This window comes from Aeromonas sp. OTU364, from assembly GCF_038440395.1.
Lineage (GTDB): Bacteria > Pseudomonadota > Gammaproteobacteria > Enterobacterales > Aeromonadaceae > Aeromonas.
This window is the reverse complement of sequence record NZ_JASATR010000003.1, coordinates 42,442-54,491: the sequence shown is the minus strand read 5'-3', so window position 1 is coordinate 54,491 and position 12,050 is coordinate 42,442. Positions and strand designations below refer to the sequence as shown.

The following is a 12,050-nucleotide window of genomic DNA, read 5'->3' as shown; positions in this document are numbered from 1 at the left end:
GTCCTTGTCTCCAGATGCGCCGGGCACCCCGGCGCGAAAAGCGGGAGCCGGGCTCGCCTGCGGCGAACCTGGCTCCCGTCAGGATCAGCGGATCCCCGCCCCGGCCAGGGACTCGGGCGACCACTTCGCCTTGGACAGCGAATCGCCGTACTTGATGCCGCCATGGGGACCCACCACGCCGTTGATGTTGTAGCTGCCCGCCACCAGGTCATAGATCATGAAGGGGGTGGCGTCCGGGGTCTCCTTGTCGTAGCTCTGGCTCAGGAAGGCGAAGGAGCCGCGATAGAGCTGACCACGGGCGTCGTACTGATCGGAGGCCAGCGCCACCCAGCTGTCTTCGTCCAGGTAGAAGCGGCGCTTGGCGTAGATGTGGCGCTCACCGGCCTTGAGGTTGCCCTCCACCACCCAGACCCTGTGCTTCTCCCAGCGCACGTGATCCGGTGACAGGAAGTTGGGGGTGGTCAGCGCCCTGGCATCGGGCTGATAGGTCAGCCGATAGGTGTTGTAGGGGACTATCATTTCCTGCTTGCCCACCAGCTTCCAGTCGAAGCGGTCCAGCGCCCCGTTGAAGACGAAGACGTCGTCATAGGTGCCCGCCCCCGAGGTGCCCGGGTTCGGGGTGTCGTAGGCCAGGTTCGGCGCCAGCTTGACCCGGCGCTGACCAGGCAGGTACTGCCAGGCCTTGCGCGGCTGCTCCAGGGGGTTGGCGGCGTCGCGCAGCATGATGGCCTCGCCGGCACGGCGGGCCGGGCCGGTGTAATGGAGCTTCATCTGGTAGTAGGTGTCCCTGGCCGAGACCGGCTTGTTCATGTCCTCGTAGATGGCGTAGTTGATGAAGGCCTGCCCCGTGGTGGAGAGGGCCGCCACCCCGGCGGCGTCGACGTTCCAGGAGTCGTACTTGGTGGCGATGTTCACCCCCTGGTAGCGCAGCAGGAAGTTCCACATCGCCTCGGCCCCGCTCTTGGGGATAGGGAAGGGAATGCCCGGCAGCACCTTGTCCACCGCCATGCCCCCCGCCAGGGTGATGGCGTTCAGCGCGTTCTGCCTGGTGTTGTCCAGCACCGCCTTGGGCAGCGCCACGCTGCGGTGGGTCGGGTAGAGGTCCACCCTGAAGTCCGGGAAGCGCTTGAGCAGCTCCGCCGTGGTGGCGGTCAGCGCCCCCTGGTATTGGGCCGCGTTCTTGCCGGTGATGACCAGGAGCGGCTGCTCGCCCGCATAGGGATCCGGGCGCATGCTGTCACCGGCCTTGAAGCCGGCCGGCGGGGTGGTCAGGCCCCCGCTGTAGGCGGGGATGCTGCCATCGGCGTTGGCGGCCGCCTCGGCGCCCACCTGGGTCAGGCTGGTGCCGAGCTGTGCGGCTTCGCTGCTGGAGACGGCGGCCAGCGCCTGGCCCGCGAGGGCCAGGGTGAGGGAGGCGGCCAGCATGGTCTTGTTGAATGTCATATCTCGTTCTCCGACTCGGTCGATTGACTCAGTAAGTGGTCTTCAGGGTCAGGTAGATGGCGCCTCTGTCTTCCGTGGTGGCGCCGCCACCGGAGAAGGAGGCGTAGCCACCGGCATAACAGGTGTTGCGCTGGGCCCCATCGAGGGCATTGGGGGTGGCACCGTCCTCGGCACCGTCATTGCACTCGGCAGACTTGCCAAAGGAGTCCACGTATTTCAGATCGACGAAGTACTGGTTGTAGAGGGTGGCGCCGAGCCCCACCGCGTAGCTGCCGGTGTCTTTCGCCCCGCCCGCCTGGACCGGAGAGATGCCCGCCAGCCCCCAGTTCACCGAGAGCGGCATGGTCATGTCGACCCCCGGCAGGACCTGATACCAGGTCGGGGTGAAGTTGACCGCCAGCCCCCAGTTGTCCCGGGTGGGCTTGTCGATGCCCTGATAGCTCTCCTCCCCCTTGTAGAGCGCCTTGTTGTGGTCATCCAGGCTCAGCAGGTTGCTGTAGTAGAGCTCCCCGAGCAGGGCGGCGCCGTCGAACAGCGCCGTGTCCGCGAAGGTCATCAGGCCGTTGAGGGTCCAGTGCAGGGTATCGCCGGTGGCGCTGTAGCCATCGGAGCCATCGGTGATCACCCCGGTGTCCGGATGACGGGGGCCGAGCACGGGGGCCGGGATCCCGAAGCCGTTGGCCAGTCCCCCGGGCCCGGTGGCACTGAGCAGGGCCGGGATGCTGGAGAGGGGCATGTGCTGGCGATAGTTGAGATCGCTGCCGACGCTCACCCCGGCCACATCCTTGGAGAGGCTGAGGCCAAAGATGTCGATCTCGTCGCCATAGGCCAGGGCGTAGCTGGTGTTGGCGATGGACTGGCGCAGGTTCGGCACGGCCCCGGCCGGCAGGGGCGCCGCCCCGCGAATGGTCATGCCACGGGCATCGAGCACCGCCTGGGGCAGGATGTCGGCGGTGCGGCGGTAGAAGGCCCCCAGGGTCGCATCCAGCGCCTCGGGGGACCACTTGGCCATGATGCCCCAGTCGCCGTGCTTGCCCGGCTCGATGTCTGCGCCACGGCGAATGTTGCTGAGGGTGCCGCTCGGTCCGGCCAGGCCCGGCCCGCCGGTGTGGCCCAGCAGGAAGGACTGGGCACCGAAGCCCACCAGATCCGAGCTGCCGTAATAGGTGCCGGCTTCCGGCAGGCGGGCGGCGTTCCAGTCCAGGAAGTACTGGGCGGCGAAGGTCCACTCCGGGTTCAGGGTGAAGGAGGCGGATATCTGGTTGCGGGGCACGAACAGCTCTTTCGCTTCCGTCCCCGGGGAGGCCGCGAGCTTGGCGAGATCCAGGCCCGACTGGCCATAGCTGAGGGCGTGCACCGGGCTCAGCAGGGTTTCTCCCCAGAAGATGTTGTGCTGCCCTATCTTGACCCCGAGCAGGGACTCGTCGCCCAGCTCCATGTTGTGGAACACGAAGGCGTCGAGCAGCTCGCCGGAGGGGCCATGGTAGTAGCGATCCGCATAGTCGCTCAGGTGACGGTTGCCCGCCACCGGGGGCAGCCCGACGATGCCGGAGCTGGCGCTGTTGCCGTTGATGAAGGGGTTCTCGTCGGCGCCGACGTCGCGGTAGGCGTAGTCATACCAGCTGGCGGCGCTGAGGCGAAAGCCGGTGTTGCCCTTGTTCACCACGTCCAGCTCGGTCAGCAGATCCAGGCGAGTGGTGACGGTATCCCCGGCATCCTTGAAGTTGTAATCCCCGTCGTTGTTGTTCGGGGTGGCGAGCATCCGCTCGTCGGCACTCTCGGTGCGCACGCCGTAGTTGAACTTGCCGGTGTTGTCGAAGCGAACGGACCACTCTTCACTCCCGGTATCGACCTCGACCGCCTGAACGGTGGGCATGAGGGCGGCCGCGATGGCCGCCGCCAGCAGGCGCAGGCGCAGGGCCCCGCCACCATGACTCGTGTGCATGTAATCCATTACAGTCTCTCCGAGTGTCGTCATCTGATGTCGTTGTTGTTATCTGTTCAGTCGCCGTTTCCGTTGGCTTTGATGCAAGGGAGATGACCTGGCTGATGGCGCACCGCCTTGTTTGGCGCTCAAGGATGCAGCTCTGTTTTTGCATCGGCCCCGGGGTGTCGCTCACGCTGATGAGCCCGCTCTTTCTCTCTTGTGTGCCGACTGTAAGGCCTCCCTCCCGGGCCACGCTTGCCATTGAACGTCAGCCACTTTTCATTTGATGACAGCGCAGGTGGCGGATGGCAAAGGGCGCGAAAAGCGGTGTCAGACAGCCCCGGTTCCGGGCCTGTTCACCTGTCTGGCGGGATGGGCTGCATGCGTGGGGGACGCGTTTCGGCTAAGGGGAAGCGGGGTGTCAGAAACAAAAACGGCGGGGAGAGGCCCAGGCCCCCTCCCCGCCGACAGTCAGACGATCAGCGCGCGATGGCGCAGCCGGTGGCGGCCTGCAGCGCCTCGAACTCGATGCCGGGGGCCAGCTCCACCAGGCGAAGGCCGGTGGGGGTCACGTCCAGCACGGCGAGATCGCTGATGATGCGATCCACCACCCCGACCCCGGTCAGCGGCAGGGAGCACCACTCCAGTATCTTGTGCTCCCCGTTCTTGGCGCAGTGCTCCATCAGCACCACCACCCGCTTGACCCCGGCCACCAGATCCATGGCGCCCCCCATGCCCTTGACCATCTTGCCCGGGATCATCCAGTTCGCGAGATCCCCGCGTTCGGACACCTGCATTGCCCCGAGCAGGGCCAGGTTGATGTGGCCGCCGCGGATCATGGCAAAACTCTCGGCGCTGTCGAAGAAGCTGCTGCCGGGCAATGTGGTGATGGTCTGCTTGCCGGCGTTGATGAGATCGGGATCGAGCTCCTCTTCACTCGGGAAGGGGCCTATGCCGAGCAGGCCGTTCTCGCTCTGCAGCCACACCTCCATGCCGTCCGGGATGTAGTTGGCCACCAGGGTCGGCAGGCCTATCCCCAGGTTGACGTAGAAGCCGTCCTGCAGCTCCCTTGCGGCGCGCTGCGCCATCTCTTCACGGGTCCAGGCCATCGTTAGCAACTCCTCTGTGTGCAATGTTGAAAGCAGGAAATCATTTGCAGCTCCTGGGTGATGCTCGGCGCCCTCTCTTCACGGATCAAAACCATCTTATTTCTTCTCCATGACGGTGCGCACTTCGATACGTTTCTCAGGATGGGGGTTCAGTACCAGCCGCTGCACATAGATGCCGGGCAGGTGAATGTCGTCGGGGGCCAGATCCCCCACCTCGACTATCTCCTCCACCTCGGCCACGCAGACCCGCCCCGCCTTGGCACAGAGCGGGTTGAAGTTGCGCGCCGTCTTGTTGAACATCAGGTTGCCCGCCTTGTCGGCCCTGGCCCCCTTGATGAGGGCCAGGTCCGCCGTCAGGGCGTGCTCCATCACATACCACTCGCCGTCGAACTGGCGAGTCTCCTTGCCCTCGGCGATGAGCGTCCCGTAGCCGGTGCGGGTGAAGAAGGCCGGGATGCCGGCGCCGCCGGCTCTGAGCTTCTCCGCGAGCGTCCCCTGGGGGGTGAACTCAAGCTCAAGTTCCCCCGCGAGGTACTGGCGCTCGAACTCCTTGTTGCCCCCCACGTAGGAGGAGATCATCTTCTTTATCTGGCGACTGTGGAGCAGCGGCCCCAGGCCGAACTCATCCACCCCGCAGTTGTTGCTGATGATGGTGAAGCCGCCCTTGCCGCTCCCCTTCAGCGCCTCGATCAGCTGCTCGGGGATGCCGCACAGGCCGAAGCCCCCCGAGGCGATGGTGATGTCGTCCTGCACCAGGCCGCTCAGGGCGGCCTGGGCGCTGGGATAAACCTTGTTCATAAAGACCTCTCTGCTCTCTGGCTAGTCCGTTGGCCACGGGGGCGCGTTCGTTGTATGGCTGTTTGTTGACTCGGCATGGCTGGCCTCCCTAAGGCTTGATGCCCCAATGCATCAGGGTCAGCACCAGGGCGACCAGGAAGGCAGTCTCCCCCACCATCAGCAGGATGGGCTTGATGCCGACCGCCGCCAGCTCTTTGAGCTGGGTCTTCATGCCGATGGCGGCGATGGCGATGACCAGGCACCAGCGTGACAGGCCGTTGACCCCCTCCTGCAACGGCACGGGCACCCAGCCTGTGCTGTTGATGCAGGCCAGCACCAGGAAGCCGACGGCAAACAGGGGCAGCAGGGGCGGACGCTTGCCCAAGGGGCCATCCGCCCCCTGTCTGCGGGTGATCATGGCGGCCACGACGATCACCGGCAGCAGCATGGCGACCCGCATCAGCTTGACCACGGTGGCCACGTCCCCGGTCTCGGTGGACATGCTGTAACCGGCCCCCACCACCTGGGCGACATCGTGAATGGTGGCGCCGAGGAAGACCCCCGCCTCCACCGGCGTCAGCTCGAAGAAGCGGGCGATCATGGGGTAGAGGATCATCGCCAGGGTGGAGAGCACCGAGACCCCGATCACGGTGAACAGGGTGGCCCGCTCCTTCTGGGGGTGATTGGGCAGGGAGGCGGCCAGGGCCAGGGCGGCAGAGGCGCCGCAGATGGCGGTCGCCCCGCCGGTCAACATGCCGAACAGGCGCTGGAACCCCATCGCCCTGGCCGCCACCACGGAGAGGCTGATGGTGACCACCACCAGGGTGACCACCAGCAGCACCGGCATCCAGCCCAGCTCGGCGATCTGGCCCAAGGTGATGCGCATGCCGAGCAGGGCCACGCCGATGCGCAGCACGCTGCGCGCGGTGTATTCGATGCCCGCCTTGCAGCTCCCCTCGGCGCTGAGGAAGTTCAGCCCCATGCCGAGCAGCAGGGCGAACAGCAGCACGGGGGCGCCGTAGTGCTCGGAGAGGAAGGTGGCGGCGGCCGCCACCGTGATGCTGACCGCCATGCCGGGGGCCAGTTCGCGCACCCGTGAGAAGCGGGCGCTGGCGGTCTTGGTGGGGTTCAGCGCGTGCATGGGACGGCTTCCTCTTGTGGGATGACGATATGGAGCTGATCACCCGCCTGCTCGACCGGGTAGCGGCCGACCTTGAGCTGGGTCGAGTTGAGCAGATAACCGGTGTTCAGGTTGAAGCGCAGGCCGTGGGCCAGGCACTGGATCACCTCCCCCTCCAGCCGGCCGCCGCACAATGAGGCCCCCTGGTGGGGGCAGCCGTCGTCGATGGCGTGGAAGCGGCCATCGACGTTGAACAGCACCAGACTCTTGCCCTGGGCTTCGATGAGGATCCGCTTGCCCGGTTCAGGCACCCGCTCGGCCGGCACCAAGATCCGGTCCGCTGGCGCCCCGCTTGCCGCATCCAGGGCCTGGCGCAGGCTGGCCAGCAGCTGCGCCACCGGCTGGGCCCCGCTGAGAGTCAGCCCCTCCCCCAACACGAAGCTGGGCACCCCCTGGTGGGCCGCCCCGGGCGGATCGCAGTGGAAGGGGGTCCCGTCCCCCTGCAGGCAGCTCACCAGATCGGCGGGCCCAAAGCCCGCCGCCTCTGCCAGCCCCAGCAAGGTAGCGCCATCCCCCAGATCCCCGCCGTGCAGGAAGTGGCAGGCGAACAGCCACTCCAGCAGCTCGTCCAGCTGCGCCGGCGATCCCAGCTGGCAGGCCCGTTGCCACAGGCGGTGGGCATCGGCCGTGTTCGGCATGCGGGGGATCTTGCCAAAGTCCAGCGCAACGCCGACGCTGGCCGCCGCCTGTCGCACCTGGGCCTGCCGCAGGCCAATGGCCTGTTCGCTGCCAAGGCGCCGCAGGTAGAAGTCGTGAAAATCCTCCCCCAGCACCGGCAGCGCGGGCAGCAGTTGCACCCCGCGCCAGTGCACATCGACCCGCACCTCGGGCCGCTCTGCCCCCAGCTGGGTCAGGGCCTGCGCCAGCTGGCGTTTGCCGATGAGGCACCAGGGGCAGATGAAATCCATATAGACCTCGATGCTGAGCCTCATGCCCTCACCTCCGTGCCCTGGGGGCCCGTGATGACCCGGCGACCGGCATCCCCTTCGAGCCGGGCCACGTCCTTGTGGTAGTGGCGCTTGCCGTAGAAGAAGACGGCGGCCGCCGCGATGCTGATGAGGGGCACCAGCTGGAAGGCGTTGTCCAGGCCGATGTGGTCGGAGACCTTGCCGGTGATGAAGGGGCCCGGGGCCAGCCCGAGCAGGTTGTTGGCAAGGGTCAGGGTTGCGAACGCCGTGCCGTGCACGCTGGCGTGGGTGAGGTTGGCCACCATGGCGCCGGCGGGGCCCGAGGTGCCGGTGGCGATGAACATACCCAGCCCGATCAGCAGCAGCTGGGGCAACCCGGCCGGCAGGGCAAACGCCAGGGAGAGCAGCAGACAACTCCCGAGGCAGTAGGCGATGGCGAGGCTGATCTTGCGATCCGGCCGGTTGCGGCACAGCCGATCGCTCAGCATGCCGCAGAGGATCATGCCGGCCCCGCTGCACAACACTATGATGGCGGCCATGAGCCCCGCCTTGTCCGTGTCCAGTCCGTAGTAGCGGTTGAAATAGCTCGGCATCCAGACGATGACGGTGCCGCCGACGAACAGCTGCAGGCCGCTGCCCACATAGGCCGAGATCACCGAGCGGCTGGAGTAGAGGCTGCGCAGGGGATTGCGACCCGTCTCTGTGCTCCCCCGTGCCGCCCGGCCGGTCTGGGAGATCCGCGCCTCCTTGACGATGAGGGGATAGATGGCCGCCAGCACCAGGCCGAACAGGGCCATGCCGGCGAAGGCCCAGCGCCAGCCGAGGAAGTGCGCCAGCACGCCCCCGGTGGCCATGCCGAGCACTGAGCCGAACATGCCGCCGGAGATGAAGGCGCCGGAGAGGGTGGCCCGCATCTCCCGCGGGAACACCGAGACCACCACGGCAATGCCGACGCTGCCGTAGGCGGCCTCCCCCACCCCCACCAGGAAGCGGGCGATGAACATCTGCTCGTAGTTCTGGGCCAGGGCGCAGCCCAGGGTCGCCAGGCTCCAGAGCGCGGCCATCATGGCCAGGCTCTTGACCCGGCCGAAACGGTCGGCGAGCAGGGAGAGGGGAAAGGTCAGCAGGCCGACCATCAGCGCCACTATGCCGCTGAGCAGGCCCAGCTGGGTGTCGGAGAGCGCCCACTCCCCCTTGAGCATGGGGAAGACGGCGTTGAGCACCTGACGCGACATGTAATCGGAGATGAGCAGACCGAAGGTCAGCGCAAACACTATCCAGGCATAACGACGGGGCACGGCAACCTTGCCGGCCTCTGGGTCGTCATCGATATGATACGTAGCCATACAATCCCTCGCGCTACTGCAAATTGGGTTCGGTTTTTCGGTCAACGGACCGGCGGCAGAGGCCCCCGGCCAGAGAATATTGACTCATCACTCAGTTACCCTGCGTGCTGCATAGTGCAAGGCGCAAGGCCGTTTGGCAAACAGAGTCGGGGGGTCGCCGCCCCGCCGACCCATCTGGCTCAGGACCGCTGTGGCACCCCTTTCTGGCCCTGGATCCGGTTCGGCGCCATGCCGTTGGCCAGCAGCGTCTCCTCCACGCTGTCGTACTGCACGCCGATGCGGTAGATGGCGCGCGCCTCCTTGCCGCTCGCCACCTCGCGGCCCAGCTCGTGGGCGACCCGCACGCACTGGCGGATCTGCTCCACCGAGCTCATCCGCTGGCCGTGCTGGCCTATGATGGTGTCCTCGATGCCGCAGCGGGGATGCAGCCCCATGGCCATGGCCATCATGTTGAAGGGCAGCACGTTTTTGAGCAGCGACTCGGCGGTGACGCAGGCACCGTCCGGCGCACGGTGGACGAAGTTCATGAAGTTGAACGGGTTGGGACCATCAAAACCGCCGCCGATGCCGATCCAGGTGAGGTTGAGGGGGCCCATGTAGATGCCCTTGCGCACCAGTCGCTCCAGGGTCTCCAGGGCGTGCATGCCGGTCAGCTGGAAGTGCGGCTGGATACCGCTCGCCATCAGGCGCTTCAAGTGCTCGGCCACCCAGGCCGGGCCGGCCGGCACCGTCATCTCGCTGTAGGCCGCCTGGTAGGCGGGGTTCGCCAGCGAGGTGCCCGCCAGGTACTCCGGATAGAGCAGCTCCATGATGTTCATCTGGGTGGTGTTGATGGCGACCGTGACCTGATCCGGTTTCGGGGTCAGCTCCGCCAGCATGTGGCGGGTGTCGTCGGAGAGCCACTTGGCCGCCTCGCCCTCCCCTTCCGGCGCGAAGGAGATGGAGCCCCCCACCTGGATGATCATGTCGGGCACCGCCTTGCGCACCCCGGCGATCAACTCGTTGAACTTGGACAGCCGCTTGGAGCCGGTGCCGTCCAGCTCGCGCACGTGCAGGTGCAGCACGGTGGCGCCCGCCTCGTAGCAGTCGACCGCCTTCTGGACTTGCTCCTCCATGGTCACCGGGATGTCTTCCGGGAAGTCGCCAGGGGCCCACTCAGGGCCATAGGGGGCCACGGTGATGACCACCTTTTCCATGTTTTCCGGGTGCAGGGAATCGTCAAAAAATTGCATCTGTTCATTCCTTAAATTGGCTGGCCTTCCATGAAGCGCCTGGGGTGGTGACATCCTCCGGGCCCGGGGCCCGGGGCTTGATCAGAAGGGGGTATCCCCCATGATCCCGGCCCGCTCCATCTTGCGATGGCTGGGGGGGTAGTCCATGGCGGCATAGTGCTGGGTGCTGCGGTTGTCCCAGATGGCGATGCTGCCCGGCTGCCAGCGCCAGCGCACCTGATACTCGGGGATATAGGCCTGGCTGATGAGGTAGCGCAGCAGATCGCTGCCCCCCATGCTGTAGTCCTGGCCGACGCGCACATGGGCCGGGGTGTGGTAGTTGGTGAAGTGGGTCGCAAAGGCGTTGACGAACAGGATCTTCTCGTCCGTCTCCGGGTGGGTGCGCACCACGGGGTGCTCGGCGTCCGGGAACTGGGCCTTGAGGGCGAGCCGCTTCTCTATGGGCATGGCCGCCCCGAAGCTCGCCTCTATGCTGTGACGGGCGCGCAGGCCGGCGATCTTCCCCTTGATCTCCTCCGGCAGCTGCTCGTAGGCCACCACCATGTTGGCCCAGAGGGTGTCCCCCCCCACGGGCGGACACTCCACGCAGCGCAGCACGCACCCCATGGGCGGTTGGGCGCGCCAGGTGGCGTCGGTGTGCCAGGCGTTCTCGTAGCGATCGTTGGGTAGCTCCGGGGACTTGTAGATGCGCACCAGACCGGGGTTGTCCGGATCGCTGCCCGCCACCGGGTGATCCTCCAGCTCGCCGAAGCGGCGGGCGAAGGCCACGTGATCGGCGCGGCTTATCTCCTGCCGGCGCAAGAACAGCACCCTGTGCCTGAGCAGGAGGGCTCGGATCTCGGCGAACAGCCCCTCATCGTGAACGGCGTCCGCCAGGTTGACGCCGCTCAGTTCGGCGCCGATGTGGCAGGTCAGTTGTTCTACACGCATGTCTCTCTCCCTGAATGACAAGTCAGTGCTGCAGGCACCGCCCTTGAGTGCGGGCTGGCCTGGGATCCTTGGCCTAGATGATGAAGACGGAGGAGCCCGTGGTCTGGCGCGCCTCCAGATCCCGGTGGGCCGCCGCCGCATCCTGCAGTTCGTAACGCTGGTTGATCTCTATCTTGATCCGGCCGCTGGCCACGTGATCGAACAGCTCCCCGGCCAGGGCCTCCTTCTCGGCGGGATCGGCGATGTAGTCGGCGAGCGCCGGCCGGGTCAGATAGAGGGAGCCCTTCATGGCCAGCAGCTGCGGGTTGAAGCCGTCGATGGGGCCGGAGGCGGTGCCGACGCAGACCATGAGGCCGCGGCGTTTAAGAGAATCGAGCGAGCCCATGAAGGTGCTCTTGCCGACGCTGTCAAACACCACGTCGACCCCGGCGCCCCCGGTCAGGGCGCGCACCCGGGTGGCCACGTCCTCACGGCTGTAGTCGATAGTGAAGTCGCAGCCGTGGGCACGGGCCAGCTCGGCCTTGGCCCCGCTGGAGACGGTGCCTATCACCGTCAGCCCCAGCAGCTTGGCCCACTGGGCGACGATGAGGCCGACGCCCCCCGCGGCCGCGTGCAGCAAGATGCTGCCACCTGGCTTGAAGTCGTGGATGCGGCGCATCAGGTAGGCGGAGGTGAGGCCCCGCATTGTCATGGCGGCGGCGGTCTCGCAGCTGATGCTGTCCGGCAGCCTGATGAGGGGGGCGGCCGGGATCAGCCGCATCGTCGAGTAAGCACCGAGGGTGTTGATAAAGCCGGTGTAGGTGACGCGATCGCCGACGTCGACATTGGTCACCCCCTCGCCCACCGCCTCCACCACCCCGGCCGCCTCGACACCCAGGCCATTGGGCATGGGGATGGGGTAGGTACCGTTGCGAAAATAGGTGTCGGCATAGTTGAGGCCGACCGCCTCATGGCGCAGGCGCACCTGGCCAGGCCCGGGCTCGCCCACCGCCACTTGTTCGTAGCGCAGGACCTCGGGGCCCCCGGTTTCATAAAAGCGAATGGCATTGGCCATGGCTGTTCTCCAGATTCATTCATGGGTGAAAACATCGTCCAGAGTGAATCTAGGGATTTACATGAACGCCCGCTTTGCATCGGGCGACAGCCACTTTTCATCTCATGACACCCCCTTCGAATCCGTTGCCCCCCCTCGTGGAAG

The 12,050-nt window shown here is 66.4% G+C and carries 10 protein-coding genes; all 10 read right to left on the bottom strand.

Translation table 11 applies throughout. The features are described from left to right. Positions 1–84: 84 nt before the first annotated feature. Positions 85–1,443, bottom strand: a complete 1,359-nt coding sequence (locus tag AAHB08_RS04695) for a DUF1329 domain-containing protein (RefSeq protein WP_319912488.1) — start codon at positions 1,441–1,443, stop codon at positions 85–87. Between the two features lie 28 nt (positions 1,444–1,471). After that, on the bottom strand, positions 1,472–3,388 hold the full coding sequence (locus tag AAHB08_RS04690; RefSeq protein ID WP_342058262.1) for a DUF1302 domain-containing protein: 1,917 nt from the start codon (positions 3,386–3,388) through the stop codon (positions 1,472–1,474). Positions 3,389–3,849: 461 nt separating this feature from the next. Beyond that, positions 3,850–4,479, bottom strand: a complete 630-nt coding sequence (locus AAHB08_RS04685) for a CoA transferase subunit B (RefSeq protein ID WP_319916044.1) — start codon at positions 4,477–4,479, stop codon at positions 3,850–3,852. Between the two features lie 96 nt (positions 4,480–4,575). Then, a complete protein-coding gene (locus AAHB08_RS04680; RefSeq protein ID WP_342058261.1) occupies positions 4,576–5,277 on the bottom strand; it encodes a CoA transferase subunit A in 702 nt (233 codons plus the stop codon). 88 nt (positions 5,278–5,365) lie between these two features. Beyond that, positions 5,366–6,397, bottom strand: a complete 1,032-nt coding sequence (locus AAHB08_RS04675; RefSeq protein WP_319916042.1) for a YeiH family protein — start codon at positions 6,395–6,397, stop codon at positions 5,366–5,368. Further along, positions 6,385–7,368 carry a DsbA family protein gene (locus AAHB08_RS04670; RefSeq protein WP_342058260.1) on the bottom strand — a complete coding sequence of 328 codons (984 nt, stop codon included), beginning with the start codon at positions 7,366–7,368 and terminating at the stop codon, positions 6,385–6,387. Before AAHB08_RS04670 ends, AAHB08_RS04675 begins: the two co-directional genes overlap by 13 nt. After that, on the bottom strand, positions 7,365–8,690 hold the full coding sequence (locus AAHB08_RS04665; RefSeq protein ID WP_139439521.1) for an MFS transporter: 1,326 nt from the start codon (positions 8,688–8,690) through the stop codon (positions 7,365–7,367). Before AAHB08_RS04665 ends, AAHB08_RS04670 begins: the two co-directional genes overlap by 4 nt. Positions 8,691–8,869: 179 nt before the next feature. Further along, a complete protein-coding gene (locus tag AAHB08_RS04660) occupies positions 8,870–9,922 on the bottom strand; it encodes a 3-keto-5-aminohexanoate cleavage protein (RefSeq protein WP_342058259.1) in 1,053 nt (350 codons plus the stop codon). Between the two features lie 81 nt (positions 9,923–10,003). Then, the gene (locus AAHB08_RS04655; RefSeq protein WP_139439519.1) at positions 10,004–10,852 is read right to left on the bottom strand and encodes a TauD/TfdA dioxygenase family protein; all 849 of its coding nucleotides are present in this window, start codon (positions 10,850–10,852) and stop codon (positions 10,004–10,006) included. A 73-nt stretch (positions 10,853–10,925) separates the two neighbouring features. After that, a complete protein-coding gene (locus tag AAHB08_RS04650; protein WP_342058258.1) occupies positions 10,926–11,906 on the bottom strand; it encodes a quinone oxidoreductase family protein in 981 nt (326 codons plus the stop codon). Between the last annotated feature and the right edge of the window lie 144 nt (positions 11,907–12,050).